Consider the following 25,262-nt stretch of genomic DNA (forward strand, 5'->3'; position numbering starts at 1 on the left):
TGCGAAGAGAGGAGAGGAAGTTATGAAATTAGGTGTGTTTACTGTATTATTTTCTGATCAATCATTTGAAAGAATGCTTGATACTGTAAAAGAAGCAGGATTACATGCAGTTGAAATTGGGACGGGGTGTTATCCGGGAAATGCGCATTGTGATTTGGATGCATTATTAGCAAGTGAAGAAGCGCGTAAGGAGTATATAAAAAAGGTAGAGGAGCGCGGTTTAACGATCAGCGCTTTCAGCTGTCACGGTAATCCAATTTCTCCAGAAAAATCTTTTGCAGAAGAATCACATGATACGCTGTTAAAAACAATTAAGCTTGCATCCCTATTAAATGTCCCTGTTGTTAATTGCTTTTCAGGGACAGCAGGAGATCATGAAGAAGCGAAGTATCCAAACTGGCCTGTGACACCTTGGCCGAATGAATATGGGGACGTCTTAAAATGGCAGTGGGAAGAAAAGCTTATTCCATATTGGAAAGAAGTTGGGAAGTTTGCGAAAGAACATAACGTAAAAATTGGCTTAGAGCTTCACGGCGGTTTCTTAGTTCACACTCCTTATACGCTATTAAAACTTCGTGAAGAAACATGCGATGCGATCGGCGCAAACCTCGATCCAAGTCATTTATGGTGGCAGGGCATTGATCCAGTTGCCGCAATTAAAATTTTAGCAAAAGAAAATGCAATTCATCATTTCCATGCGAAAGATACGTATATTGATCAAGATAATGTTAACATGTACGGTTTAACAGATATGCAGCCATATGGAGATGTTCAAACTCGTGCATGGTCATTCCGCTCGGTTGGCTGCGGGCATGGCTTAAAAGAATGGTCCGATATGATGAGTGCGCTTCGTACGTATGGATATGATTATGTTGTTAGCATTGAACATGAAGATCCAATTATGTCTATTGAAGAAGGATTTAAACGAGCTGTAACAAACCTTCAATCCGTATTAATTGAAGATTCACCATCACAAATGTGGTGGGTGTAAATAGTAAGAAGACTGCTGATAAGTTTCAGCAGTCTTCTTTTTAATAGCTAATCACCAAAAGATAAATGAGAGATCCTATATAATAAAGTTTAGATGAATATAAACAACAACAAAGGAGTGGTTGTGATGAGAAAATTAGAAAATATAAATGAAGTAAATGCGTTTATTAAAGAAAACGAATTAGCTTTTTTATATATTTCAACATCAACATGTAGTGTATGTCATGCATTAAAGCCGAAAGTGGAACAGTTATTAATAAAATTTCCAGACATTAAAACGGGTTACATAGATGCCGAAGAGTTAACTGAAGTGGCAGGTCGTTTTTCTATTTTTACTGTTCCTGTTCTGCTGTTATTTGTAAATGAAAAGGAAACACTTCGTAAAGCTCGAATTGTTCATTTAGATGAATTAGAGCGAGACATTCACAAAATTGTTAGTCTATTTAAAGCATAAACGTTTATTAAAAGGGAAAGGAGAGAACCATGCTTTTTTCAATATCATTTTTTTATTTTATAGAACAACTTAATTTTTTGCAGAATTGGTCGTTTTGGGTGAGTGTTTTGTTATTTTTTTCAGGTGTGTGTACGATTTTATTATTAAGGCTGCTAATTCGGTTTTTTGTTATGAAAACAACGAAACGAAATGAACGACTGCAGCAAAAAATTGCTCCATTTATTTTATCGTTTATAAATTGGTTATCAATTTATGCTGTGCTTCTCTTTATACTTATCTATTTTGCGGACTCTAAATGGATGTTTAGCAGTATTTTTTCACTTGGTAAAGTGGAGGTTTCCCTGTTTCTTATCATCATTGCTGTTTTAATTATTTCATTTGCTCACCGGGCATCTAAACTTGCAACAAAAACATTGCTTCCAACAATTTATGAACGCTATAGTCTAGACAGTGGCCTTCGGTTTACATTTGATCGTTTTTTTTATTATGGCATCATGGTGTTTGCTGTTATTATTAGTTTAAATACGGTGGGCATTGATCTTAGTGTCCTAACCGTTTTTGCGGGAGTAATTGGTGTAGGGATTGGTTTTGGAATGCAAAATATTGCCTCAAATTTCATTTCCGGTTTAATTATTTTATTTGAACGTCCTATAAAAGTTGGGGACCGCATTATTATTAACGATATTGTAGGAGATGTAGAAAAAATAAATATGCGGGCCACTGTCGTAAAAACGTTAAATAACGAGCATATTATTATCCCAAATTCTTATTTTTTAGAAGACAATGTTGTGAATCACTCTTATGGAGATCCAAGAATACGCCTTGTTATTCCAATTGGTGTGGCTTATGGCTCCGGTGTAGAGTTCGTTAAAAGTCTCTTAGAAAAAGCTGCAGAAGATGAAGCAAAAGAATCTAAGGTTATATTAAGTCAGCCAAAACCTTTTGTGAATTTTGTTGGTTTTGGTGATTCTTCACTGGATTTTGAGCTATTTATATGGATTTCAAATCCTAAACATGCCGTTATAACAAGAAGCAGCATGAATTTTCGCATTAACCGGGCTTTTAACGAATATAAAATTGAAATCCCTTTTCCGCAGCGTGATCTTCATGTTCGTACTGTTGATGAAGAAATAATAAAACAGCTTTCCACAGCAAGTAAACCTACTAAATCTGAAAAGAATTAATCACAATTTTTAACAAATTATTAATAAAAAGTTAAAAATTTCATGATAAAATGAAAATAAAAAAGAGGTGGATGCTGCTTTGCTTGAACAATTTGCAGCGCTTTGCTTAGGTGTTCATATTTTTGCTGGCTTTTTAAGTTTAATTATTGGACTATTTTCAATGGTTGCCCCGAAACGAAAAGGAAAACATACAATGGCAGGAAAGTTATATCACGGACTTGTTTTAATTGTGTGTGTAACAGCAGTAATTATGGCGATTCTTCATTGGGACGTAAGCAGTTATCTTTTTTATATTGCGCTGTTTAGTTATGCGTTTGCTTTTTATGGCTATAATGCAGGAAAAAGAAAATATAAAGGGTGGCTCTCTCACCATATCTCAGGAATGTTAGGTTCATATATTGCGATGGTGACAGCACTATTAGTCGTAAATCAAGAAAACATCCCATTACTTAACGAGCTTCCTTCATTATTTGTTTGGTTTTTTCCAACAATCATCGGTTCTCCTATCATTGCATTTGTAACAAGAAAAACACTAAAAGTATCCCCAAAAACGAGTGTAAAATTATAATGATGGTCTAATCAAAAAATGAGTGCTAACAATTAATTGTTAGCACTCATTTTTTATGCGGAGTGGATGTTCAGATCAGTTAAAGGAACGATCCAATATTCAACTTGATGTGTTTTTGGATCAAAATAGAGGAGAAGCAATGTCTCATTTGCAACTACTTCTTTTGTATTCATATAGTTTGCTAAATCAAATGATAACACTTCAATTACTGTATGTTTAAATAGTTCTTTTTCAGTAAGCTGTAGATTATTGAATGTCTCTCCAAGTAAGCTTGGTGTTTCAAGAAATCTCTTAAGATATTGAGATTTTGCTGTTTTTTCTATCGCTTCATTCCACCATACTTTACGAGGTTTTATTTTTTGATTTAATAAATAATCAAATTTCATTAAACTTTTTACAACATGAAGGTGCTTTATTCCAAAGTTTTCTAAAAATTGATAAAGACGGCGGAATAAATCTTCAAGTTGGTGTCCGATTCGTACCCAGCCTTGTTGATCCCAATATGTTCCAAATTCTTGGAAGAAGTCGAATGGTGATGAAAAAACATGCTCTACTAAATAGTTAATCGTATGATCCATCCGGTGGTCATTCCAATATTTTTCAAGCACATCCTCAACTTGCTTAATTCGCACAATATCATCAAAAGATAACACATTATTTCCTAAAATTTCATATGGGGAATGATCCATATAAATATAATTGTGATCTTCTGCACGCATTCGCAATCCAGTACCGCGCAGCATTTTTAAGAAGCCAAGCTGAAGTTCTTCAGGTCTCATTTTAAATACATCATTAAATGTTTTACGGAAAGAATTGTAGTCTTCTTCTGGAAGACCTGCAATAAGATCAAGGTGCTGATCAATTTTCCCGCCTTCTTTCACCATCATAACGGTACGTGTTAATTTATTGAAGTTTTGCTTACGCATCACAAGTTCATTTGTTGTATCGTTTGTAGATTGAACGCCGATTTCAAAGCGAAACAGCCCAGCTGGCGCATTTTCGTTTAAAAAGTCAAGCACTTCTGGACGCATAATATCGGCTGTAATTTCAAATTGAAATACACAGCCTGGACGATGGTTATCAATTAAAAATTGAAACATATCCAGCGCATAATCACGTTTAATATTAAACGTTCGGTCAACAAATTTAATTGTTTTTGCACCGTGATCCATTAGAAATATCAGCTCATCCTTCATCCGTGCAACGTCAAAGTAGCGAACGCCAACTTCGATTGATGATAAACAAAATTGACAAGAAAACGGACAGCCGCGGCTCGTTTCAATATACGTAATTCGCTTCCCTAAATTTTGTGAATCTTCTTCAAAACGAAATGGTGAAGGAATATCATTTAAGTTAATTTTCTTACTTGGAGGGGTGATTACTGTTTTACCATTGTCACGAAAAGCAAGGTTTCCAATTGACTGATAATCTTTTTCCCCTTCAATTTGCAGCAGCAGCTCTTTAAAAATCCCTTCGCCCTCACCTTTTACGATAAAATCAACTTCAGGAATACGTTCCATCCAATATTCAGTGTCATAGGTAACTTCAGGACCACCGAGCATTACCATTAACTCCGGATTAATCTTTTTTAACATTTTAATAATTGGAATCGTTTCTTCGATATTCCAAATATAGCAGCTAAACCCAATTACATCAGGCTTTTTTGAATATAAATCTGAAACGATATTCATAATAGGATCTTTAATTGTATACTCGGTCATCTCAACTTCATATTCTGGGGCGGCATAGGCTTTTAAATATCTTAACGCAAGACATGTATGAATATATTTTGCATTTAATGTACTAATTACAACATTCATTCTTTCAACCAATCCTTTATAAAATTTTGCTACCTGTTATTGTAGCACAGATTTTGGACAATCTTATAATTTTACGAAAAATTGAAATGTTAGGCCATAAAATGAAATAAGAGAATGTTTATAAATAGGAATGTAGGGAGCGGGAGAAGAGTATGAAATTAGTCAAACAAATTTTGAAAGATCATAAAGGCCAAGCTGTTGTATTGTTTGTATTAATGATTCCAGTGTTATGGGGAGGGATTGGACTTGCGGTAGATTTAGGATATGTGATGGTGCAAAAGCAGAAGCTGCAGGACTCCGCAGATTTTGCTGTTTTATCTGGAGCCCAGAAATTACCCGATGCATCGGCGGCAATCAGCATAGCAGCCCATGTATTTAATAATAACTATGGTGAAGCAATCCCAGTAGAGAATATTATAATAGACGTGAATAGTTTGACAATTAAGCTGCATCATACTGATAAGGTTTCTTTATTTTTTATGCCTTTATTAGGAGTAAACGAGGTAAGCATTTCTGCTGAAGCCAAAGCGAAAAGTGCAGTGATATATAAACCTAGTGCACTTATCCCTTTATCGATTCCACATACACTTCCTGTAGTTAAAGGGATTGAGGTAACATTATGGGGGCAAGATAAAAAAATACTGGTAATTTTGGGATTGTCGACCCGGCTGTTAATGGAAAAATGCAAAATAAAGATTTAGAAAAGTGGATTGAAAATGATTATAAAGGGGAAGAAGGGATGCCTGCGGTAGGTGATGAAATATTAACAAAACCGGGCATGACAACAGGACCAGTTTTAAAAGAGATAGAAGCAAGAATAGAAAAGGGAAAAAATATAGCTATTTGTGTGGTAATTGATAATACTGGAATACAAGGAAGAGATACAGTAGAAGTTAAGGGCTTTGCTGCATTTGAAATTAGCGAAGTTGTTCATAATGGTATTAAAGGGAAATTTATTGATTATGTGGATTCAAAAGGGTTACTATCGGATAATGAGTTTTCAGTGGTAGATTATGGAGTTCATACAATTAATTTAATTGAATAGTGTAAGCAAGTAGAACCGCTTCTAATAAAAAATTGGAGCGGTTCTATTTTAATAAAATTAATCAACCTTGTAGCTCGTATCTTTCGTCGGGTGCATAAAGTGAGCACCGTTATGGTTGGTTTCTTTTTTAATTAATTCTTTATTTTCTTCGCGGTTCCAACCAATATCATTTGTCGGATGAATCCATTGATCACCTGCCATGATTTCAGGATCTGTGTCTTCGCTCCAATTGTTTAATGGAGAGTTTGGTGAGTTATATTTTCCATCTCCAATAATTACACCGTGACGGTTAACAAATGGTTCTTTCATTTCAAGGTTTGATCCTTCTTTAAATACTGGTGAATTCGCTTGGTGTGGGTAAGTACCGTCCATTGTTGGAGCATACAGCTTTGCTCGACGAATTTTTTTAGTCATGATGCTATCACCTCATTGTGAGATTTATGTTTAGTATTTGTTTTGTTAAGCAGAATATATGAGTAACGATTAATGGAAATTTAAAGTTGTTGACACTCATATTTCTTTGTGATATAGTTATACCTGTTGCTAAGAAAAAATATTTTGGAGGATTAGCTCAGCTGGGAGAGCACCTGCCTTACAAGCAGGGGGTCGGCGGTTCGATCCCGTCATCCTCCACCATTTATTTTATGTATAATATAGAAAAGAAATGGTTATAATAATTTAAGAAGACACATTTTATTATTATCTTTGTGTGGAGCAACGCTGAATTTGCTTCATCGAAACAGTGCAGGTTTTACATTATCGCGGGGTGGAGCAGTCTGGTAGCTCGTCGGGCTCATAACCCGAAGGTCGTAGGTTCAAATCCTGCCCCCGCAACCAAAAATAACTTATAACTCTATAAATTACAAATTTTATGCAGGACCGACAGAATATGTTGGTCCTGCTTTGTTTTTATTAACCCCAAACCGTGATGTATAATAGAACAGAAAAAATTAAAACTAATGAAAAATAAGGAGAATAAGATGGATTTTGATGTACAATTCCTTTCGTTTTTTGTTGTTGAAATGGAAGAAAAAGAACAACAAATTAGTTATAAGCATTATAAAACACTAGATGAAGAAGATTATATAGATAGCGAATTAAAAACCTTTTTAGATGGAGAGTTCATGCGAATTGTCAAAAGAAAAGTGGATCGCCATCCAAAAAGTGAAGGTGTTCCGACTAAAATTGGTCATTTTGTTGTTGAACCGGGCTATGACCTTGACAGCAATCCAAATTATAATTTGTTTAATCGTATTCGCCAAGCGGAAACAATCGCTGACTTTCAATTGGCAAGTGATCAGTTGGTAAGAACATATATTGATACAAGCTCGGTACGCGGCGGTGCGTTAATTATTACAAGAGCAAAGCTAAATAAATATTTTGATGAACCATTTGTTTTTGTCATTAAATGCGATTTTGAGAAAAAAGTTGCATCGATTGCTGATGAAAAAACACTTATTAGTCATGTTGAAATGGCGATTACTGCTAAAAATATGAAATCAATTCAATATCCCTTTATGCCCGACGAGGGAGTTATTGAAGAAAGAGAGTTAAAAATTCATCAGTCTTCTCATGCCCGTTATTTTGAAGACTTTTTAAAATTCGTTGAGTACGAACAATCAATGCCTGAAATATTAAATACGCAGGTAATGGGCATGGTTCATCAACATATTGAGGAAAGTTATAGTGATCATGAAAATCACGAAGAGCGAGAAAAAGAAGTGGAAGAAATGGAAATGTGGGCTTCAAGTCCAAAACGTGAACTGCATGAAAAATGGTCACATGAACAGGTTGTAGAAGCGACAGGACATTTGGTTGAAGCACAGCCTGATTTAGAACTTAAACTAAAGCTTGACCATATTACCGTAAAAGCAATGCTGTCTGACTTTGGCGACAGCCTTCACATTGCGAAAGTAAATGATAAATATGTGCTCTTAATTGAAGGAGACTTCTTTGAGTTTGAAAAAGGAGTGTCGCCTGTTGAACTTTTGCAGCCTGATGAGTTAAAACATGTGATTGAAAAGTTAGAACAAAAACATAATTATAACAGAAACTAAGAATGTAACTAGATATGTACTTTTTAATCTTATTTTCTTTTTATATCCATTAATTCACAGGGGAGAAATTGTTTAACCTGCTCAAAATAATAACTGAAGGAGGTTAAACAAATGTCTAATCAATGCTTTTACTGTCAATATGAAATTGATAATCAAAAGTTACATGTGGTGTCTTTTTATAATGTTAACCAAGAATGTGAAGAGGTATTATGCCCTGAATGCTATCGAGAGTGGTTGGAAGGAATTAAGGAATAACTGTTTAAGGAAAGTAAATGATAAATAGGTCTAAAGCTATAATAAAAATAAAATAGAAATGAAGTGGATGAATCGCCAGCTTCCAAGCTGGCGATTTTTTATGCTCTTACCAATTAAAAAATTATTACAAATAAATCATAGTTTAACGGTTGGTATTCTGCTTTTATAGAAATATTTTAAAGAAGCAGGAAGGGATAAAGTTGATATAAAAGGATTTTAATAAAAATAATTAATCCGATAAAGAAACTAGGGTTGACATTATGTTCCTTCCTGTATAAAATAAAGATCAATTAAAATCTTATCAAGAGCGGTGGAGGGAACTGGCCCAAAGATGCCCGGCAACCTGCTTGAAGCAAGGTGCTAATTCCAGCAAAATGACTCTCATTTTGGTAGATAAGGTGAAATTGAACGAATGATCAAATTCACCTTTCCGAATGGGAAGGATTTTTTTACACTTTCAAAAGGTTTGAGCGATCGAGTGGTTATGTTTTAAAGGAGTGAAAGTTGTGTCTGAGAAAAAAGAAGAGTTTAATAAAGTTATAGTACAAATTGAAAGAATGTTAGAAACATTGGAATTTGGTTCCGTTACACTCGTTGTTCAAAATGGAAAAGTTATCCAAATTGAAAAAAATGAAAAAATTCGCATGAAGTAAGCTTGGCACTGACTAGATAAACTAGAGGTGACTTTAATCAACAGCACATCTTTTGATTGAAGACGTCTTTTTTATACCTTCAAACTTTTTAAAAAAATGTATAACAAATAGTAGGGAGTGAATAAGTTGGCTGCTGCAATTAAGTATGAAAACTGGAATGACCAACAAGTAAATGAAGTGCAAAATCAATTTAAAGAGGCCTTTGAAGTATTAAAGTGGGCTTATCAAACGTATGAAGATGAAATCGTGTATGCATGCAGTTTCGGCGCAGAGGGGATTGTCCTCATTGATATGATTAGTAAAGTAAATAAACATGCTCGAATTGTCTTTTTAGATACAGATCTTCATTTTAAAGAAACATATCAATTAATCGATCAAGTGAAAGAGCGTTATCCTACATTAAGAATTGAGTTAGCTAAACCTAGTTTAACGCTTGAGGAGCAAGCTAAACTTCACGGTGATAAGTTGTGGGAACGGGAGCCAAATAAGTGCTGTAACATCCGTAAAATCGAACCGTTAACGAAAGAGCTGAGCGGGGCAACAGCATGGATCTCTGGATTAAGAAGAGAGCAATCACCAACAAGAAGAAATACACAATTTATTAATAAAGATGACAAATTTAAGTCTATAAAAGTTTGTCCGCTGATTCATTGGACATGGAAAGACGTTTGGATGTATATTGAGGCCTTTAAATTACCGTATAACGTGCTCCATGATCAGGATTATCCAAGTATTGGCTGTGAAAAATGTACACTTCCTGCTTCAGATCCAAACGATACTCGTTCAGGGCGTTGGGCAAACAGTGGTAAAACAGAATGTGGTTTGCATATTGGTGGAAGTGGGATATAAGTTTTTTCTATAGTGTGACACGTTCTAAATGAAATAGATAATTTTGGAAGGAAGTGCCGTTTCTGGCATTGGTGCTGGTTTGGTTATTACAGCGTCCCTATTTGGTATCCCTGTTCCATTAACGCAAATTACAACATCTGGTATTTTAGGTGTGGGTTCTGCTAAAAATGGCTTTCATCTTTGGCAGAAAGGGATTATTAAGCAAATGATGACAGTTTGGGTTGTTTCACCTGTCTTTTCACTCGTTATTTCGTATGGGTTAATTAAATTATTTTTTGATGCTGATTTTTATACGATTTTTGCAATTTCTAGTGTGTTTTTAGCTACTGCTGGTTCAATGAGCTTAATTAAAATGACAAGAAAAGAAAATCGTTCCGTTCATGAACAAGGTGGTGGGATTTAATATAAAGCCTCATTATTTTATATTAAAAAACCAAGTAAACAACTATGATTAATAAAATATGGAGGGGTTACAATATAAAGAAATAGAAGCTGAAAACGTTTATGGTACAAAAGTTCGTGAAATGCTTCGCAGTGGTCAGGTGCCTCCAGCTGAATTCAGCAGACCAGAAGTTGCCCAAGTATTACCCCTTATGAAGAGCCAAGTAATCCAGAATAGAGAAGAAAATGTTTCTAAAAATGAGCTGCTTGTAAAAGACTTATTAAAACGTTTAAATAGTGATACACTTAAAGAAATTGCAAATGAGTTAAGAATAAAAGTCCCATCTGATCTAAGAAATTAAGAGCATTAGGCTATACGTATAATCGTTCTACAAAGAATTATGTGTGGAATGGACAAGGAGAAGAACCCTTAACTCAAGATTTGCTTTCAATAATACGAAAAAAGTAATTTTTGGTAGAGAGAAATCAAGGTAGATTTTCTCACCACTTATCTGACAATGAACGACTTTTTTTCTATAATAGAAAAAAAGTCGTTCCTATTCTTAATCTGTAAGGGTGTCTGTTACATGAATTTGTATCGCTTTGAAGTAAGTATAGGGCATAAAGAAATTTTTGTAGTGATTGCAGCAAAAAATGATGAAGCAGCATTTGAACTTGTAGAGGTCGAGCTTGAAAAACATTTTTTAAGCATACCTGAAGTAGATCAAATTCCCCTTTATGAGAAGAAGAAGATTCGTTCTGGAGCGGATTTTGGATTAGCAGAATAAAGAGAGAGAAAATGTTGATTGCGAATTAGAGGAGAGGGAGAGATAAAGGATGAATACAGGTAAAGTATATTTAGTGGGAGCAGGACCAGGAGATCTTGATTTAATTACAGTAAAAGGACTAAAGTGTATTCAAAAAGCGGATGTTATTTTATATGACCGTTTAATTAATAAAGAATTGTTAACTTATGCTAAAGAAGGCGCTGATTTAATTTATTGTGGGAAGCTTCCCGATTTTCATACATTAAAACAAGAAACGATTAATCATTTCCTTGTCAAACATGCGAAAAATGGAAAAGTTGTTGTTCGATTAAAAGGCGGGGATCCATTTGTGTTTGGAAGAGGCGGTGAGGAGGCAGAAGCTCTTGCAAAGCACACAATTCCATTTGAAGTTGTTCCTGGAGTAACTTCAGGTGTAGCTGCATCTGCTTATGCGGGAATTCCAGTGACACATCGTGATTACAGCGGCTCCTTTGCTTTTGTAACAGGACATCGTCAATCAGAAGAGTCAGAAGCGATCCAATGGGAAAGTTTAGCAAAAGGTGTTGATACACTTGCTATATATATGGGTGTAAGGAATTTACCTTATATTCGTGAGCAACTTTTAAAACATGGTCGAGGTGAACAAACACCAGTTGCTTTAATTCATTGGGGAACAACAAAAGACCAACAAACTGTAACGGGAACACTTTCTAATATTATTGAAAAAGCAAAGCAGCATCGCATTGAAAATCCTACAATGATTATCGTCGGAGAAGTAGTGAAAATGCGTGAAAAGATTAATTGGTTTGAAAAAACAATGACTCCTGTTTCAGATGTTCGTGAAGCTTTTTAATGAGATAGAAAGGAAGATTTCATGCAAGCAGTACTTTATATTGGACATGGCAGTCGTGTTAGAGAAGCAAATAAACAAGCAGCAGACTTTTTAACAAAAAGTATGAAAGAGATTTCTGTGCCGATTCAGGAATATTGTTTTTTAGAGCTTGCAGAGCCTACTATTGCTGAAGGCATTGCTCGCTGTGCAGCCCGTGGTGCTTCTAAAATTGCTGTTGTTCCTCTATTGTTATTAACAGCAGGACATGCAAAATTAGATATTCCTGAAGCGCTTGAAAAGGTAAAGAAAGAATATCCTTCTATTGAATTTCAATATGGACGACCGTTAGGTGTTCATGATCGTATAGTTGATATCTTAATTGAGCGTATAACTGAACAGAAAATTTCTATCAGCAATAAAACAACAGTGCTGTTGGTTGGAAGAGGAAGTAGTGACCCAGACTCTCCAAGAGATTTAGGTGTGATTGCAGACATGCTTAAAATAAAAGGCGGTTTTCAATCTGTTAAGACATGTTTTCTTGCCGCAGCATCTCCTTCATTCAAGGAAGGTCTAAAGAACGCAATTCATAGTGAAAGCAGACAAATTGTCGTGCTCCCCTATTTATTGTTTACCGGGATATTAATGAAAGATATGGAAAAAACAATTGCTGCTTTAGATAAAAACGGAAAAGAAATTATTTTATGTAACTATCTTGGATATCACCAAAACCTTCAAACAATATTGGCTGATCGTGTTCAAGAAGTAATCAACAATCAAGTATACACAACAATATAAATGGTGAATCTTATGACAAGCTATCCTCTTCATATAAAACTAGAAAATAAAGAAGCAGTAGTGATCGGCGGCGGTAAAATAGCTGAACGAAAAATAAATTCATTGCTTCACGCAGGCGCTAAAGTTACCGTTGTTAGCCCAGCCTTAACAGCCAACTTAGAAAAAATCGCAAATGATAAAATCCTTATATGGAAAAAAATGTTGTTTCATCCTAAGCATGTTCAAACCGCATTTATCGTGATTGCTGCAGCAAATGATAAAAAAGTAAATGCACTTGTTGCAAATTCTGTCTCACATCAACAATTAATAAATGTAGTCGACCAACCTGAACTTGGTAACTTTCACGTCCCTTCTGTGTTAAAAAGAGGCAAGTTAACAATAACGGTATCAACAGAAGGTGCAAGTCCGCTTTTAGCGAAAAAGATTAAGAACGAGCTTTCCACCTTGTACGATGATTCTTATGAAAGTTATCTTGAGTTTTTATTTGAATGTCGTCATAAAATAAAATCATTTATACAAGACTCAGCATATAAACAACAGCTTTTAAAAGAGCTTTTAGAAGAAAAATATAAAAACTCATCTGAAGAACGCGCCGCATTTTTAATGAAACTGCAAAACAAATAATCCGTCTTTCTTTTCTAAGCAAAAGAAAGACGGATTATTTGTTTATGCATTATTTAAGCGTTGAGTCGATACTGTTCTCCTCTAACAAGGTATATTGTACTTTCAGATATATTTGTGGCATGATCAGCAATTCTTTCGATATAGCGGCAAATAAATGCAAGTTGTGTAATTTGTGAAATGCTTTTTGGATGAACTGCCATTAATTCTAATAATTCTTGAATTAAGCTTCCATATAATTCATCGATTTCATCATCTAGTTTTGCCGTAGTATTTGCGAGGACGGTATCTTCTTTATAGTAAGCATCAAGCACATTTGCAAGCATTTTTTGAGCGAGTGATGCCATGAGCGGAATATCTTCAATTTTCTTAAGAAACGGTGTGCTTCCCATATGTTCCACGGATTTGGCAATATTAACGGCTAAATCCCCCACACGCTCTAAATCTGAGGAGACTTTAAGTACAGTAACAATTCTTCTTAAGTCACTTGCCACTGGTGCTTGCTTCATGATAAGTAAAATAGCACGCTCATTTATTTGCTTTTCTAATTCATTTATTTTGTAATCATCGGTAATAATTCTTTTAGCTTCTTCAAGGTCTTGATGTTTTAGGGAATCGATTGCACGAATCATAGCCACTTCTGCTAATGTTCCAAGCTCAAGAAGTGAATTTTTTAGTTCATCTAAATCACTTTGAAATTTTTCACGGATACTCATATTATCGTCTCCATTTCCTAACATTATGAGGGGTTATTGTTATAAAAAGACTGTTTCGAATAGGCGAAATAGTTTATTTACAAGACGATCTGCGCTTCTTTTGCAGATTCAAGTTGTAATAAAAGTGTTATGGTGAATAGTTTAGCAATAAAAGTTTGCAAAGTAAGTGGAATGATGTCGATGAAATAAAGAAAAATTATTTCAAAATTAGACAAAACACACAAGCAAAGATAAAACAAGTGTTATTGATAGATATTTAAGTTTCACACAGTAAGATGGACTTTTTTTCCTGCGTAAAATTTTCTTGAAAGGCTATACTATAAAAAGTATTGTTCGATCCAAAATGAGGAGGAGGGAAGCAAAGTGGGCCGCAAACAAAAACGCGAACCGAGTGTAAAAGGGTATGCTGAAGTAGAGGCTATACAATCCTCAACAGCTGTAACAGGTATTGATGAAACAAATGAACAGGTAAGTGACGCATACATGAATGGTACTGTAGAAGATAAAACTCATAATAAACAACACTAATAATTTTAGGAGGAAAACACAATGGCAAAAAATCGTCAAGGTGACAGCATGGAACAGCAAAGAAAAGGAAAACAGCAACCTAAAGCGGAGCAAGGAGCTCCTGGATTGCAAGATAAGAAATTAGGAGGACCAGATCGTCCTGCAACGTAAGTAGCAAACAAGAGGTTCGCTTACATAAGCGAACCTCTTGTTTGTTATAACAATAAGAATTATAGTTGTTTTCCATTTTTGTTTTTTAAATGTGGCGGGGTTTGCGGTTTATTGTCGTAATATTGCGTATCCACTGTATGTTTATAAGAATAGCCCTTCGAAATAGCAGCAATGCTTAATACTAAAATTAATAAAATGACAAGAATTGAAATAATAATAATTGCAACCAAAGCCTTCACCTCTTTATATTAAGACCATTATTGGATTACTCTATCGTTTTTCTCTTATTTAGTATAAGAAAAAGTGAGAGATTAAGCAAGTTAGCATTCTAGAAAATGCTGTATTAAAAGTTTGTGAAAGTAGATGATCGGAGTATGATAAACTATAAATAAGAGAAAAATAAAAATAGAAAAGAGGCGTAAATCGTGAAACAAAAATGGTCAAATGAATTTCCAGCTATCCAATTTCGAGCGGCTCGACCTACACATCAATTAGATAAAATAATAGAATTTTATCGTGATGGATTAGGGCTGAAACAAATTGGAGCATTTCAAAACCATGATGGGTATGATGGTGTGATGTTTGGCTTACCTGATGCAGACTATCATCTTGAATTTACGCAGCATAGTGATGGCTCTTCATGTCCTGCCCCAACGAAAGATAATTTACTTGTGTTTTACATGCCTGATCATGATAAAATAGAAAAGATTGTAAGCCGGTTAGAAAAGATCGGATATTTTCCAGTTCCACCTGAAAGCCCATATTGGAAAGATAAAGGTGTGACAATTGAAGACCCTGATGGTTGGCGTATTGTTCTTATGAATACTAAAGGGCTATAGGATAGGTGTTAATCATGATAGAGGAAGCAAAACATGTATTAAAAAAGTATTTTGGATATCCTTCATTTCGAAGCGGTCAAGAAGACGCGATTACGAGTATTTTACATAAAAAAGATACGATTGCGATTATGCCGACAGGTGGCGGGAAGTCAATATGCTATCAAATTCCCGCACTGTTATTTGAAGGTGTAACATTAGTAGTTTCTCCTCTCATTTCCTTAATGAAAGATCAAGTTGATGCTTTAGAGAGCGCAGGTATTTCAGCTGCTTTTATTAACAGTACCCTTACAAATAAAGAAGTAGAGGATCGAATGTATCAAGCGGCAAATGGGGAGTATAAGCTTATTTATATTGCCCCAGAGCGGCTTGAATCTTTACAGTTTCGTCAGCTGCTGCAGGCAATGCCAATTTCAATGGTTGCAGTTGATGAAGCCCACTGCTTATCGCAGTGGGGCCACGATTTTCGACCAAGTTATCTTTCAGTCGCAAAAATGATAGAAACGCTTCCTCAACAACCTGTTGTGGCAGCTTTTACGGCAACGGCAACAACGGAAGTAACAGAAGATATTCGCAAGCTTCTTCGCGTACAATCTGGAAACCTCTATATAACAGGTTTTGCCCGCGAAAATTTATCATTCAACGTTATAAAAGGTGAAGATAAACGTAATTTTCTACTAAACTATTTAAAAGAAAATAAAAATCAACCAGGAATTATTTACGCAGCAACGAGAAAAGAAGTTGATCAGCTTCATCATTGGCTTCAAGGTCAAGGATATGCTGCTGGAAAATATCATGCAGGATTGTCAGAAGCAGAACGCAATGATGTGCAGGAAAAGTTTTTATATGATGAAGTAATGGTAATGGTTGCAACAAATGCTTTTGGAATGGGAATTAATAAATCAAATGTCCGTTATGTGATTCATTACAACATTCCTAAAAATATGGAAGCTTATTATCAAGAGGCAGGTCGCGCCGGACGGGACGGGGAGCCTGGAGAATGCATTCTTCTTTATCATTCTCAGGACATTCAGTTACAAAAGTTTTTAGTGGAACAAACACAATTTGATGAAGAACGAAAAGCAAATGAATATAAAAAGCTGCAGCAAATGGTTGGTTTTTGTCATACAGAACAGTGTCTGCAGTCATATATTTTACATTATTTTGGTGAAGAAGAAACAATAGAGTGCGGAAAGTGCAGCAATTGTATCGATGAACGAGAGAAAGTTGATATAACAGTAGATGCTCAAAAAATATTTTCATGTATTAAGCGAATGGATGAACGATTTGGAGTTTCACTTGTTGCTCAAGTATTAAAAGGTTCAAAAAATAAACGAATTAAACAGTTAAACTTTGCACGATTATCCACTTACGGATTGATGAAGCAGAGGACAGAAAAAGAAATTATCGAAGTGATTAATCGTCTTGCTGCAGAAGGATATTTAGCATTAACAGAAGGACAGTATCCAGTTATAAAGTTAGCAAAAAAAGCTTACCTTGTATTAAAAGGAGAAGAGAGGGTTTATCAAAAAGAACAAATGAAGCAGGAGCGCATTTTAGTAGACAATTCATTGTTTGAAAAATTACGTGCGCTTAGAAAAGAACTTTCAATGAGTGAACAAATTCCTCCATATATTATCTTTCCAGACAGCGCGCTGCGGGAAATGAGTATTCTTTGCCCGCTGGATGAACAAGCAATGCTACAGGTAAAAGGCATTGGAGAAGCAAAAATGCAAAAATATGGTCAGCAGTTTTTAGAAGTTGTGAAGCAATATGTTAATGAACACGGTACACCTGAAACAAAAGTGGAACAGAAAGTTGAAAAAAAGCGTGATGGAGAAAATGAACCGAGCTATTTTGTGTCCTATAAATTATTTCAACAAGGATTCTCTATTTCAGAAATCGCAAAAAAAAGAGAACTAACCTCCGTTACCGTTGAAAATCATTTAATGCGTACTGCTCAAGAAGGATATTCGATTGATTGGGTCCGTTTAATTCCTGAACAATATGAACCATTAATTATGGAAGCTGTTAAAAAAGTAGGAGCAGAAAAGCTTAAACCTATTAAAGAGGCCCTACCCGATGAGATTAGCTATACTGCAATTAAAGCTGTATTGTTTAAATATAATTCATAATAAAGACAGCAAATATGCTGTCTTTATTACTTATTTCCTTATATAATCTTATAAAAAAAATTTAAAAAAACTTAAAATTTTTGTTTATATTATTGGAATTGGGGAATAGAATAGTATACTACCAATAGTAATCAGAATATTCAAACGCCATATATTGAATTGGTTGTAATAGTGAAAAGGGGGAGAGTAACCATGTCAAGACAAAATTCTTATGATGAACGTTTAAGAGCTGCAGCGAGAGAAAAACAGAAAAAAGCTGATCGGTTTGCATTTTCTTTATTAGCTCAATTGGAACTTGATGAGGCCTTTATTATTCGCCAACTTAAAATTCTTGAAAAAGAGATTAATAAAGCATTAGATGAAGGTGATAAGGAAAGTTTTCTAAAGTTCTCCAAAGAATATAAAGCGCTTACAAGGTAGATAGCTGCTTATTAGCGGCTATCTTTTTCATTTCATTTAAAGGTTTGTGTTGTTAAAAAATGAAAGGGATCGAGAGACTATGTTAAAATGAAAACTGCAGTAAAAATATACATAACTAAATGGGAAAAGAATGATAAAAAGGAGTGCTTACTATGAAAATTATTTCCATTGAACCAACACCCAGTCCGAATTCGATGAAAGTTATTTTAAATGAAAGTTTACCGCCGCGTGAAACAAGAAATTTTAAACAAGAACAAAAGCATGAAGCGCCAGAATATGCACAACGGCTGCTTGCTGTTGAAGGTGTGAAAGGTTTTTATCATGTTGCTGATTTCATTGCACTAGAACGAAATCCTAAAGTGGATTGGCAGGTTATTTTGCCAAAAGTAAGGCAGGCTTTTGGAGAGAAGCTGGAAGAAAATACAACTTCTAATGTAAAAATGGGGGATGACCATTTTGGAGAAGTAAAGGTTATGATTCAAATGTTTCGAGGCATACCGATGCAGGTAAAACTGGCCAATGGAAATGACGAACAGCGTTTTGGGCTTCCTGAAAGGTTTAAGGAATCTGCAATGAAAGCTCAATCATCCTCTAATAACCTTGTGATGGAAAGACAATGGAAAGAGCAAAGTGTTCGCTATGGTGATATGAATCAAATCGGTGAGGAAGTGGTAGAAGAAATCAACGCAGCATATGACGAAAAACGTTTAGAAGAGTTAGTTGAAGCTGCATTTCAAAATAAGCATGAACAAGTAAAAGAACGAATTAGTTATATTTCATCTGAAGAAGCAGCAAAAGCAATGAAAAGCGAAGATTGGAAGGTTCGTTTTGCGGCATTAGAAAAGCTAAATCCAACTGAAGAAGATTTACCCCTACTTGCAGAAGCGTTAGCAGATGAAAAAATATCAATTCGCCGCCTTGCAGCTGTGTATTTAGGCATGATTGAAAGCGAGAAAGTACTTCCATATCTTTATAAGGCATTAAAAGATAAAGCTGTTACAGTTCGTCGTACAGCTGGGGATTGCTTATCAGATATTGGAAGTACGAAAGCCATTCCAGCGATGGTTGAGGCATTAAAAGATAAAAATAAACTTGTGCGTTGGCGGGCGGCGATGTTTTTATATGAAGTTGGCGATGAAACAGCTCTTGAAGCACTCCGTAAAGCTCAAGATGATTCGGAATTTGAAGTTAGTTTACAAGTGAAAATGGCGATTGAGCGTATTGAAAGTGGTGAAGAGGCAGCTGGCTCTGTGTGGCAGCAAATGACAAATGCACGGAAACAAAACGATTAATCTTTTTTCTAGTTTGTCGTGTATCAATTTCTAAAAATTATAAGCATAGAAAGAGGTTGATTAGTAAAGATCAGCCTCTTTATTAAAAAGGGTGGAAAGTAAGTTGGAAAAACAAACAATTGCACCTATATCATTAAACGAGCGAATTCAAAGTATTGATAGCATGCGAGGCTTTGCTATTTTAGGGATTTTCTTCGTAAATATGCTTGCTTTTCATTCGCCGTTTTTATATTTAAATCCTCAAAGTTGGTGGAAATCATCTCCTGATTACTATGCCTATATATTCATTGATATTTTCGCCCAATCAAGCTTTTATACGCTGTTCTCTTTCTTATTTGGATTTGGAATGATTATTTTTAAAGAACGAGCTGTTAAGCGCGGCTTTTCTTTTGTTCGATTGTTTATGAAACGGTTGCTTTCTCTGCTAATTTTTGGAGTTATTCATGCTTTTTTTATTTGGCATGGTGATATTTTAATAACTTACGCCTTATTTGGCTTTATATTATTATTATTTCATAAAGCCAAGTCAAGAACTTTGTTAATATGGACGTCTGCTCTTTTACTTATCCCTTCCTTATTAATAGGCGGGATGCTGTTTATGGCAAGCATTCTTTCTCCTACTGAATGGAGCACACTAGTAGAGAATCAGGAAATGATAAAGAGGTCTCTTCATGTGTACAGTAGTGGGACGTATTTAGACATTACAAGACAACGTTTTATAGATTGGACATATGTAAATGGAAATGAAAATATAGTGTTTATTTTCTTATCACTTTTTCCGATGTTTTTATTAGGTGCCTATACGGCTAAAAAGAAATGGCTGTCTCACGTTGAATTACATAAACGGGCTTTTATGACAGGAGCCTTTTTATCGTTTATTGCTGGCTTTGCATTTAAAATAATTCCTCTTTTTAGCGATAATGCTGGACTCTTATACTTACAAGATGCATTGGGAGGACCTTTTGTTGCTATTTTTTATATTTGCATGATGGCATTAGCTTCTCTGCATAAAGTGTTAAAACCAATTATGATCCCATTTTCTTTGGTAGGTAGATTATCGTTAAGTCATTATTTATTCCAATCAGTGATAGGAACCCTTCTTTTTTACAGTTATGGACTTGGTTTATATGGGAAAACAGGAGCATTTACAGGAACTATTATGGTTGTTGTTATTTTTAGTTTTCAAGTAATCATTAGTAAGATGTGGCTGAAAAGATATCGGTTTGGACCGATAGAATGGATATGGAAAATAGCAACATACGGAAAAAAAACAGAATTGTTAAAGAAAGGTGTTGATTAGTAAGGATGACTGCATCACTTCTTTCCGCCTTTTGACTAATTTGTTTAAAAAGTTCAACCAATTAATGCTTGGTTCATATATTGTAATAAGATGTCGGAAAACGGAAGGGTGTATGTAGGTGACAACTCAGGAAGATTCGTTAAAAAAATTAAAAAAAGAGTATGAGTACTTTAAAGATCAAGTTTTAAATAAAGAGCTCCCAGAATTTAGAACAGCCATAGCGGTTATTGAAGAACGTTCAAAGAAGTTAGAAGAACTAGATGAAATGCTCGATGAAATGAAAGAAAAAATGCCGAGAGAAGAACGAATCGCACTGATTGCAAAAGAAGTTATTCAGCAAAGCGATTTAGCGACAAAAGAACATGTACAAAGTGAATTGCAGGGAGCCAAGCTGTGGATTTTAATCACAGCTATAGGAACAGGACTTACTTTTCTCGGTACGGCTACATCCATTGTTCAATTATTTTTATTATAACGCTATGTTAGAGAGCTTTGTTGATGTTGACTGCAAACAGGTGATAGGATGAAATGAAACGAGAAAATAAATTTTCTCGTTTCATTTCATCCTATCACCTGTTACTTTTTACTAATAATTCCGCAAGCAATACGTTCACCGGCATTACCGGATGGGCTGCTTTTTAAATCATCCTCATTCGAATGAATAATAAGAGATGCTCCTTCTGATTTTATTAGCGAATGTTTACCAGCTTTTAATGTCACATTTTGAATAAAGATATCTTGTTTCACAGAGCCATCTTTATTCACAATTAGATTAGGTAAATCACCTGCATGTGATCCTTTTGGATTAAGGGTGCCATGTTCTTTTCCTTCAGGGTTCATATGACCGCCAGCAGAGGTAAAGTTAGGTGGTTCACATTTGCCAAATTCATGGATATGAAATCCATGTTTTCCGAAAGATAAACCATCTGCATTGATAGAGATTTGAACACCATCGGGCTTTTCCGTTAAGGTCGCTGTTCCTATTTTATGATTGTTTTTATCGTTTAAAGTAACGGAAACCGCATAGGGGATTGAACTTGCTTCAATGACTTCTTCTGTCTCATGATTTTTTGTTTCACTGCACGCTGAAAGCATACTTAATAATAGGATCATGATGAAAAGAAAGGGTTTCATTTTTTTTCCTCCTTCAATAAAGTAAAAGACAGCTACAGCACTATCTTTGCCAATTTTTTAGCATTCTTAACATAAAAGATAAATGTTGATGTTTGCTGGACGAATACTATCTTAATAAGATAAAATAATTTATGGGTAAAATTTCGCAAATACTAAATTTGTTTCGTTACATAAAAGGAGGATAAAAAATGGAAGGTATCGTTGGATTTTTAGTATGTATTGGGTTATTAGGATATTTCATGTATCAGTCTCTAACGAACTAGTTTTCAAACAAAACCTTGTCTGAAGCGTCAGGCAAGGTTTTGTTTTATTAAAAGGTAATCGAAATTTCATTTACCGTATTTAAAATTGATAATAAATAAGAGGTGAAAAAATGGATATGAAAAATACACTCATTGAAGCATTAGAAATAAAAGAAGTTGAATTAACACCAGATCGTGTTGTCATGGCGATGCCGGTAGGACCGAAAACAAGACAGCCTTATGGAATGCTTCATGGCGGTGCTTCAGTTGCATTAGCAGAAACTGCTGCAAGTATAGGAACTGCCTTAAATATTGACTTAAATACACATTTTGCTGCCGGATTAGAAATCAATGCAAATCATGTAAAAGCCAAAAAAGACGGAGTGGTTACAGCCATTGCTGTACCGTTTCATAAAGGAAAAACAACAATGGTATGGGAAATAAAAATTGTAGATGAAAGCGAACAATTAATTTGTATTTCCCGCTGTACGGTTGCTGTTGGAAAAAAACGTTAGAAATATAAAAAGAATCAAACAAGTTAACTTGTTTGATTCTTTTTATATAAATGTTCATCCCATTTTTCTTTAAACACTAATTGATCAAGATTACGGCGTTTTTCCCAATTTGCTTTTTCTAAAATTGGTTGTTCTGGATAGTCTTCCGTATAACCAATTGAAAGCAGGGCAACAGGATCAATATGAGGAGGAATGTTTAGTATATCTCGTACATCATTTTTCTTATAAAAGCTTACCCAGCCAAGTGCGAGTCCCTCTGCACAAGCTGCAAGCCACATATTTTCAATGGCACATGCTGTAGACAAAATATCTGTTTCAGGAATTGAATTTCGTCCAAGCACGTGAGAACCTCCTCTAGTAGGATCACACGTGACACAAATAGTAAGCGGTGCTTGCTTGATTCCTTCTACTTTTAAACTTAAAAACTTCGTTGCTTTTTCTCCCTCATAATGAATAGCTAATGCACGACGTTCTTTATCAGCTGCCCAAGCAAGCTGTTCTTTTGTTTTATTAGAAGTAACTAAAATAAAATTCCAAGGCTGCATAAACCCTACAGATGGTCCATGATGGGCAGCATCTAAAAGTTTATCAATTTTTTCTGAAGGAACATGATCAGGTAAAAATGTACGAATATCTCTTCGTGTATAAATCGCTTTGTAAATCGCTTTTTTTTCTGCATCATTAAACAAGCGAGATCCCCCTTTAACAAAAGTAAGAATAGTTAGTTTATTCGACAGAAACTGCATAAGTCCTTTTTATTTATATTTTATGAATAAAACCAATAAAATGGAAATAAAATGGATTAATTAAAGAGAAAAAAGATAAACAATAAGAAATGCCCAATGTTTGGGCATCTCTTCCAATAATTATGGAATGGACTGAATTTTTGTAATAACAAGCTGCTCGCCATTTTTGTAATAATGGAAAGTTACTTTTTGATTTTCAGGTACATTCTCTATATTATATTGAACTTCCTCATTCAATTGAAAGGCTTTACTTTCTCCATTAATGCTAATCTCAATTGTATGAGGGTCTACTTGTCCAATATAAAGACCTGTTTCTGTAATTATTTCAGGCTCGTCGGAAGAAATCTGTAGTTTTTCGATTGAGTGCAGCATCAGTTGATTGTTTTCATTTTCACTATATGTAAATGAAATAGAAGTTTGTTCTTCCAAAGACTCAATTTGTTCCAATGTTTTGTCCGACAGCTGATAGGCATTTACTCCATTTTCACTTTCAATTTGAACAGTATGGGAATCAATCTGTCCATTATAGATTCCTTTCTCTGTAACAGGAGATAACGAACTTGGAGTTGTTTTTTCACCATCAACAGCTGAATGAGAAACTTCTTCTGCTTCTTCATTTTCTGTTTCACTTAATATTGGCTGTTCAGGTTGGCTTTCTTGTTCGCTTCCGCAGCTAGTTAGTATTGTAACAATTAACAGCAGCAGCATTAGGTATGTCCATTGTTTCAAAATTTCCCACTCCTTTTTTAAAACTTGTGTCTATTGTAAAACGAATAAGGACTGCTTGACTATAGGTCAGAGGAAATAGATAGCATTTCCCTTTAAAAATTTAACCGCACAGTATCCATACGATGTTTAAACGTTAATTCAAATTATATAAAATAAGTTTTTATATAAATATTTATAAAAAGGTATGCTAAAATGGAAACTGGTGGATAGTTGATTTTCTAGAAATTACAGAAGAATTTATAATATTGGAGGAAGTTGTTTTATATGAAAAGTGAAATGTTAAGTTGGACAAAAACTATTTTAATTGCTATTGTTTTAGCAGCCATCATTCGAATTTTTTTGTTTGCGAATTATATTGTTGATGGTCAATCAATGCTTCCTACAATGCATGATGGAGATCGGTTAATTGTTAATAAAATTGTTTACCAATTGAAAGAACCAGAGCGCTTTGATATTGTTGTATTTCATGCAGATGAACAACGTGATTATATAAAACGTATTATTGGTTTACCTGGGGATAAAATTACATATAAAAATGATCAATTATACGTAAACGGTGAAAAGCTTGAAGAACAATATTTAGAAGATTTAAAAAGCACTGTCCATAATCAATTATTGACTAGCAATTTTACACTTGAAGAACTAACTGGAGAAGCAATTGTCCCGGAAAATACGGTATTTGTATTAGGTGATAACCGACAAAACAGTACGGACAGCCGAATAATTGGATTTATTTCAATGGAAGATATTGTTGGTGAAGTGAATTTAAAATATTGGCCTTTAGGTGATCTCAGCCTTTATAATTAAAAAATCCCTGTTGTTCTATGAACAACAGGGATTTTTTAGGCTATAGAAGGTTAGGATTTTCTTTTTTAGCTTTATGAACCTTTTCTTTGCGATACCCTCCTGCAGTATCAGCTGCTTTAAATTCTTTCGCATATTCAACTTCTTGTGCCGAGGTTACAGTATGACCATTTTCTTGTGTTGGTTGATATTGGGTTTTTTTAGCCATATTTCTCACCTTTCTTCTTAGTTTTTATACACTTTTTATTGTTATAAAATCTTTACCCGAAGAAAAATCATTTTAAACATTAGGTATAAATTGTCATAAACAAGCTTTACAAAATTAGTAGTTGTTACAAATTTTATAATAAAGGATATTAGAGCTGTGTCGTTAAATAATAATGACACAGCTCTAATCCTTTGTATAAAAAATTTTTATAAAAAAGTATCAACATACTAAAAAAA

32 protein-coding genes, 2 tRNA genes, 2 pseudogenes and 1 riboswitch are annotated in these 25,262 nt (G+C 34.7%); of the genes and pseudogenes, 28 read left to right on the top strand and 8 right to left on the bottom strand.

Annotated features, from left to right (window positions below; translation table 11 throughout):
- Nucleotides 1-22 precede the first annotated feature (22 nt).
- From DS031_RS02515 to DS031_RS02530, 4 genes are all read left to right on the top strand, one after another.
- Nucleotides 23-991, top strand: a complete 969-nt coding sequence (locus tag DS031_RS02515) for a sugar phosphate isomerase/epimerase family protein (RefSeq protein ID WP_113804370.1) — start codon at nucleotides 23-25, stop codon at nucleotides 989-991.
- A gap of 126 nt (nucleotides 992-1,117) precedes the next feature.
- Nucleotides 1,118-1,444: a thioredoxin family protein gene (locus DS031_RS02520; RefSeq protein ID WP_113804371.1), complete on the top strand. Its 327-nt coding sequence runs from the start codon at nucleotides 1,118-1,120 to the stop codon at nucleotides 1,442-1,444.
- Between the two features lie 98 nt (nucleotides 1,445-1,542).
- Nucleotides 1,543-2,628 carry a mechanosensitive ion channel family protein gene (locus tag DS031_RS02525; protein WP_245947164.1) on the top strand — a complete coding sequence of 362 codons (1,086 nt, stop codon included), beginning with the start codon at nucleotides 1,543-1,545 and terminating at the stop codon, nucleotides 2,626-2,628.
- A 79-nt stretch (nucleotides 2,629-2,707) separates the two neighbouring features.
- Nucleotides 2,708-3,196, top strand: a complete 489-nt coding sequence (locus DS031_RS02530; protein ID WP_113804372.1) for a DUF2306 domain-containing protein — start codon at nucleotides 2,708-2,710, stop codon at nucleotides 3,194-3,196.
- 53 nt (nucleotides 3,197-3,249) lie between these two features.
- Here the strand turns inward: DS031_RS02530 and DS031_RS02535 are convergent, their stop codons facing one another.
- Nucleotides 3,250-5,016, bottom strand: coding sequence for a B12-binding domain-containing radical SAM protein (locus tag DS031_RS02535; protein WP_113804373.1), 1,767 nt, complete (start codon nucleotides 5,014-5,016; stop codon nucleotides 3,250-3,252).
- 152 nt (nucleotides 5,017-5,168) lie between these two features.
- Here DS031_RS02535 and DS031_RS02540 point away from each other — a divergent pair, with 152 nt between their 5' ends.
- Together DS031_RS02540 and DS031_RS02545 are read left to right on the top strand one after the other, a co-directional pair.
- The gene (locus DS031_RS02540) at nucleotides 5,169-5,717 is read left to right on the top strand and encodes a TadE/TadG family type IV pilus assembly protein (RefSeq protein WP_113804374.1); all 549 of its coding nucleotides are present in this window, start codon (nucleotides 5,169-5,171) and stop codon (nucleotides 5,715-5,717) included.
- Nucleotides 5,699-6,061 carry a hypothetical protein gene (locus DS031_RS02545; protein WP_113804375.1) on the top strand — a complete coding sequence of 121 codons (363 nt, stop codon included), beginning with the start codon at nucleotides 5,699-5,701 and terminating at the stop codon, nucleotides 6,059-6,061. The genes DS031_RS02540 and DS031_RS02545 overlap by 19 nt, the downstream gene beginning before the upstream one ends.
- A gap of 57 nt (nucleotides 6,062-6,118) precedes the next feature.
- On the opposite strand, the gene DS031_RS02550 is transcribed toward DS031_RS02545, so the two are convergent.
- A complete protein-coding gene (locus DS031_RS02550) occupies nucleotides 6,119-6,475 on the bottom strand; it encodes a DUF3905 domain-containing protein (protein ID WP_113804376.1) in 357 nt (118 codons plus the stop codon).
- 146 nt (nucleotides 6,476-6,621) lie between these two features.
- On the opposite strand from DS031_RS02550, the gene DS031_RS02555 reads away from it, so the two are divergent.
- The 12 genes and pseudogenes from DS031_RS02555 (at nucleotide 6,622) to DS031_RS02605 (ending at nucleotide 13,274) form a co-directional block, all read left to right on the top strand.
- A tRNA-Val gene (locus tag DS031_RS02555) sits at nucleotides 6,622-6,697 on the top strand.
- A gap of 124 nt (nucleotides 6,698-6,821) precedes the next feature.
- Nucleotides 6,822-6,898 (top strand) — tRNA-Met (locus tag DS031_RS02560).
- Nucleotides 6,899-7,041: 143 nt separating this feature from the next.
- Nucleotides 7,042-8,118 (top strand): DUF3900 domain-containing protein, encoded by a 1,077-nt coding sequence (locus DS031_RS02565; RefSeq protein ID WP_113804377.1) that lies wholly within the window; start codon nucleotides 7,042-7,044, stop codon nucleotides 8,116-8,118.
- A gap of 111 nt (nucleotides 8,119-8,229) precedes the next feature.
- Nucleotides 8,230-8,373 (top strand): hypothetical protein, encoded by a 144-nt coding sequence (locus DS031_RS23430; protein WP_181832976.1) that lies wholly within the window; start codon nucleotides 8,230-8,232, stop codon nucleotides 8,371-8,373.
- A 295-nt stretch (nucleotides 8,374-8,668) separates the two neighbouring features.
- Nucleotides 8,669-8,773: riboswitch (SAM riboswitch) on the top strand.
- 106 nt (nucleotides 8,774-8,879) lie between these two features.
- Nucleotides 8,880-9,026 (top strand): YezD family protein, encoded by a 147-nt coding sequence (locus DS031_RS02570; RefSeq protein ID WP_113804378.1) that lies wholly within the window; start codon nucleotides 8,880-8,882, stop codon nucleotides 9,024-9,026.
- Between the two features lie 126 nt (nucleotides 9,027-9,152).
- Nucleotides 9,153-9,875 (top strand): phosphoadenylyl-sulfate reductase, encoded by a 723-nt coding sequence (locus DS031_RS02575; protein ID WP_113804379.1) that lies wholly within the window; start codon nucleotides 9,153-9,155, stop codon nucleotides 9,873-9,875.
- A 43-nt stretch (nucleotides 9,876-9,918) separates the two neighbouring features.
- Nucleotides 9,919-10,278: pseudogene (locus DS031_RS02580) on the top strand (inorganic phosphate transporter); the annotation flags it as partial.
- 82 nt (nucleotides 10,279-10,360) lie between these two features.
- Nucleotides 10,361-10,462, top strand: a pseudogene (locus tag DS031_RS24000) (hypothetical protein); the annotation flags it as partial.
- A 381-nt stretch (nucleotides 10,463-10,843) separates the two neighbouring features.
- Nucleotides 10,844-11,044 (top strand): DUF3906 family protein, encoded by a 201-nt coding sequence (locus DS031_RS02590; protein ID WP_113804381.1) that lies wholly within the window; start codon nucleotides 10,844-10,846, stop codon nucleotides 11,042-11,044.
- A gap of 49 nt (nucleotides 11,045-11,093) precedes the next feature.
- Nucleotides 11,094-11,876, top strand: a complete 783-nt coding sequence (gene cobA / locus DS031_RS02595; RefSeq protein ID WP_113804382.1) for a uroporphyrinogen-III C-methyltransferase — start codon at nucleotides 11,094-11,096, stop codon at nucleotides 11,874-11,876.
- A 21-nt stretch (nucleotides 11,877-11,897) separates the two neighbouring features.
- Nucleotides 11,898-12,650, top strand: a complete 753-nt coding sequence (locus DS031_RS02600; protein ID WP_113804383.1) for a sirohydrochlorin chelatase — start codon at nucleotides 11,898-11,900, stop codon at nucleotides 12,648-12,650.
- 12 nt (nucleotides 12,651-12,662) lie between these two features.
- Nucleotides 12,663-13,274 carry an NAD(P)-binding protein gene (locus DS031_RS02605; protein WP_181832977.1) on the top strand — a complete coding sequence of 204 codons (612 nt, stop codon included), beginning with the start codon at nucleotides 12,663-12,665 and terminating at the stop codon, nucleotides 13,272-13,274.
- A 53-nt stretch (nucleotides 13,275-13,327) separates the two neighbouring features.
- Here DS031_RS02605 and phoU read toward each other — a convergent pair whose 3' ends face one another.
- On the bottom strand, nucleotides 13,328-13,987 hold the full coding sequence (phoU, locus tag DS031_RS02610) for a phosphate signaling complex protein PhoU (RefSeq protein ID WP_113804385.1): 660 nt from the start codon (nucleotides 13,985-13,987) through the stop codon (nucleotides 13,328-13,330).
- A 363-nt stretch (nucleotides 13,988-14,350) separates the two neighbouring features.
- On the opposite strand from phoU, the gene DS031_RS02615 reads away from it, so the two are divergent.
- Entirely contained in the window at nucleotides 14,351-14,515 is a 165-nt protein-coding gene (locus tag DS031_RS02615) for a DUF4025 domain-containing protein (RefSeq protein WP_181832978.1), read from the top strand.
- 21 nt (nucleotides 14,516-14,536) lie between these two features.
- On the top strand, nucleotides 14,537-14,665 hold the full coding sequence (locus DS031_RS24385; protein ID WP_281269089.1) for a hypothetical protein: 129 nt from the start codon (nucleotides 14,537-14,539) through the stop codon (nucleotides 14,663-14,665).
- Nucleotides 14,666-14,724: 59 nt separating this feature from the next.
- On the opposite strand, the gene ytzI is transcribed toward DS031_RS24385, so the two are convergent.
- Nucleotides 14,725-14,895: a YtzI protein gene (gene ytzI, locus DS031_RS02620; protein WP_113804387.1), complete on the bottom strand. Its 171-nt coding sequence runs from the start codon at nucleotides 14,893-14,895 to the stop codon at nucleotides 14,725-14,727.
- Nucleotides 14,896-15,090: 195 nt separating this feature from the next.
- Here ytzI and DS031_RS02625 point away from each other — a divergent pair, with 195 nt between their 5' ends.
- The 6 genes from DS031_RS02625 (at nucleotide 15,091) to DS031_RS02650 (ending at nucleotide 21,123) form a co-directional block, all read left to right on the top strand.
- Nucleotides 15,091-15,504 carry a VOC family protein gene (locus DS031_RS02625; RefSeq protein ID WP_113804388.1) on the top strand — a complete coding sequence of 138 codons (414 nt, stop codon included), beginning with the start codon at nucleotides 15,091-15,093 and terminating at the stop codon, nucleotides 15,502-15,504.
- A gap of 14 nt (nucleotides 15,505-15,518) precedes the next feature.
- Complete coding sequence (gene recQ, locus DS031_RS02630; protein WP_113804389.1) at nucleotides 15,519-17,636, top strand: DNA helicase RecQ; 2,118 nt, start codon at nucleotides 15,519-15,521, stop codon at nucleotides 17,634-17,636.
- Between the two features lie 192 nt (nucleotides 17,637-17,828).
- Nucleotides 17,829-18,056 carry an IDEAL domain-containing protein gene (locus tag DS031_RS02635; protein WP_113804390.1) on the top strand — a complete coding sequence of 76 codons (228 nt, stop codon included), beginning with the start codon at nucleotides 17,829-17,831 and terminating at the stop codon, nucleotides 18,054-18,056.
- A 152-nt stretch (nucleotides 18,057-18,208) separates the two neighbouring features.
- Nucleotides 18,209-19,348 (top strand): conserved virulence factor C family protein, encoded by a 1,140-nt coding sequence (locus tag DS031_RS02640; protein WP_113804391.1) that lies wholly within the window; start codon nucleotides 18,209-18,211, stop codon nucleotides 19,346-19,348.
- A 103-nt stretch (nucleotides 19,349-19,451) separates the two neighbouring features.
- The gene (locus DS031_RS02645) at nucleotides 19,452-20,648 is read left to right on the top strand and encodes a DUF418 domain-containing protein (protein WP_245947166.1); all 1,197 of its coding nucleotides are present in this window, start codon (nucleotides 19,452-19,454) and stop codon (nucleotides 20,646-20,648) included.
- Nucleotides 20,649-20,766: 118 nt separating this feature from the next.
- Nucleotides 20,767-21,123 carry a hypothetical protein gene (locus tag DS031_RS02650; protein ID WP_113804392.1) on the top strand — a complete coding sequence of 119 codons (357 nt, stop codon included), beginning with the start codon at nucleotides 20,767-20,769 and terminating at the stop codon, nucleotides 21,121-21,123.
- A 101-nt stretch (nucleotides 21,124-21,224) separates the two neighbouring features.
- On the opposite strand, the gene DS031_RS02655 is transcribed toward DS031_RS02650, so the two are convergent.
- A complete protein-coding gene (locus DS031_RS02655) occupies nucleotides 21,225-21,782 on the bottom strand; it encodes a superoxide dismutase family protein (protein WP_113804393.1) in 558 nt (185 codons plus the stop codon).
- Between the two features lie 373 nt (nucleotides 21,783-22,155).
- Here DS031_RS02655 and DS031_RS02660 point away from each other — a divergent pair, with 373 nt between their 5' ends.
- Nucleotides 22,156-22,539: a hotdog fold thioesterase gene (locus tag DS031_RS02660; RefSeq protein ID WP_113804394.1), complete on the top strand. Its 384-nt coding sequence runs from the start codon at nucleotides 22,156-22,158 to the stop codon at nucleotides 22,537-22,539.
- A 23-nt stretch (nucleotides 22,540-22,562) separates the two neighbouring features.
- On the opposite strand, the gene bluB is transcribed toward DS031_RS02660, so the two are convergent.
- Entirely contained in the window at nucleotides 22,563-23,228 is a 666-nt protein-coding gene (gene bluB, locus DS031_RS02665) for a 5,6-dimethylbenzimidazole synthase (protein WP_113804395.1), read from the bottom strand.
- A 177-nt stretch (nucleotides 23,229-23,405) separates the two neighbouring features.
- Nucleotides 23,406-24,014 carry a hypothetical protein gene (locus DS031_RS02670; RefSeq protein ID WP_113804396.1) on the bottom strand — a complete coding sequence of 203 codons (609 nt, stop codon included), beginning with the start codon at nucleotides 24,012-24,014 and terminating at the stop codon, nucleotides 23,406-23,408.
- A gap of 264 nt (nucleotides 24,015-24,278) precedes the next feature.
- On the opposite strand from DS031_RS02670, the gene lepB reads away from it, so the two are divergent.
- Complete coding sequence (lepB, locus tag DS031_RS02675; protein WP_181832979.1) at nucleotides 24,279-24,821, top strand: signal peptidase I; 543 nt, start codon at nucleotides 24,279-24,281, stop codon at nucleotides 24,819-24,821.
- A gap of 40 nt (nucleotides 24,822-24,861) precedes the next feature.
- Here the strand turns inward: lepB and DS031_RS02680 are convergent, their stop codons facing one another.
- A complete protein-coding gene (locus DS031_RS02680) occupies nucleotides 24,862-25,026 on the bottom strand; it encodes a YfhE family protein (RefSeq protein WP_113804398.1) in 165 nt (54 codons plus the stop codon).
- Between the last annotated feature and the right edge of the window lie 236 nt (nucleotides 25,027-25,262).

Source organism: Bacillus taeanensis, assembly GCF_003318295.1.
Taxonomy (GTDB): Bacteria; Bacillota; Bacilli; order Bacillales; family UBA6769; genus Maribacillus; species Maribacillus taeanensis.

Bases quoted from the DNA above. Each gene is read 5' to 3' on its own strand.
- recQ (WP_113804389.1), top strand. From the start codon at position 15,519: ATGATAGAGGAAGCAAAACATGTATTAAAAAAGTATTTTGGATATCCT.
- DS031_RS02535 (WP_113804373.1), bottom strand. From the start codon at position 5,016: ATGAATGTTGTAATTAGTACATTAAATGCAAAATATATTCATACATGT.
- DS031_RS02655 (WP_113804393.1), bottom strand. From the start codon at position 21,782: ATGAAACCCTTTCTTTTCATCATGATCCTATTATTAAGTATGCTTTCA.
- DS031_RS02640 (WP_113804391.1), top strand. From the start codon at position 18,209: ATGAAAATTATTTCCATTGAACCAACACCCAGTCCGAATTCGATGAAA.
- DS031_RS02550 (WP_113804376.1), bottom strand. From the start codon at position 6,475: ATGACTAAAAAAATTCGTCGAGCAAAGCTGTATGCTCCAACAATGGAC.
- DS031_RS02660 (WP_113804394.1), top strand. From the start codon at position 22,156: ATGGATATGAAAAATACACTCATTGAAGCATTAGAAATAAAAGAAGTT.
- DS031_RS02590 (WP_113804381.1), top strand. From the start codon at position 10,844: ATGAATTTGTATCGCTTTGAAGTAAGTATAGGGCATAAAGAAATTTTT.
- DS031_RS02680 (WP_113804398.1), bottom strand. From the start codon at position 25,026: ATGGCTAAAAAAACCCAATATCAACCAACACAAGAAAATGGTCATACT.
- DS031_RS02635 (WP_113804390.1), top strand. From the start codon at position 17,829: ATGTCAAGACAAAATTCTTATGATGAACGTTTAAGAGCTGCAGCGAGA.
- DS031_RS23430 (WP_181832976.1), top strand. From the start codon at position 8,230: ATGTCTAATCAATGCTTTTACTGTCAATATGAAATTGATAATCAAAAG.
- DS031_RS02520 (WP_113804371.1), top strand. From the start codon at position 1,118: ATGAGAAAATTAGAAAATATAAATGAAGTAAATGCGTTTATTAAAGAA.
- DS031_RS02565 (WP_113804377.1), top strand. From the start codon at position 7,042: ATGGATTTTGATGTACAATTCCTTTCGTTTTTTGTTGTTGAAATGGAA.
- lepB (WP_181832979.1), top strand. From the start codon at position 24,279: ATGAAAAGTGAAATGTTAAGTTGGACAAAAACTATTTTAATTGCTATT.
- phoU (WP_113804385.1), bottom strand. From the start codon at position 13,987: ATGAGTATCCGTGAAAAATTTCAAAGTGATTTAGATGAACTAAAAAAT.
- DS031_RS02545 (WP_113804375.1), top strand. From the start codon at position 5,699: ATGCAAAATAAAGATTTAGAAAAGTGGATTGAAAATGATTATAAAGGG.
- DS031_RS02605 (WP_181832977.1), top strand. From the start codon at position 12,663: ATGACAAGCTATCCTCTTCATATAAAACTAGAAAATAAAGAAGCAGTA.
- cobA (WP_113804382.1), top strand. From the start codon at position 11,094: ATGAATACAGGTAAAGTATATTTAGTGGGAGCAGGACCAGGAGATCTT.
- DS031_RS02600 (WP_113804383.1), top strand. From the start codon at position 11,898: ATGCAAGCAGTACTTTATATTGGACATGGCAGTCGTGTTAGAGAAGCA.
- DS031_RS02540 (WP_113804374.1), top strand. From the start codon at position 5,169: ATGAAATTAGTCAAACAAATTTTGAAAGATCATAAAGGCCAAGCTGTT.
- DS031_RS02515 (WP_113804370.1), top strand. From the start codon at position 23: ATGAAATTAGGTGTGTTTACTGTATTATTTTCTGATCAATCATTTGAA.
- DS031_RS24385 (WP_281269089.1), top strand. From the start codon at position 14,537: ATGGCAAAAAATCGTCAAGGTGACAGCATGGAACAGCAAAGAAAAGGA.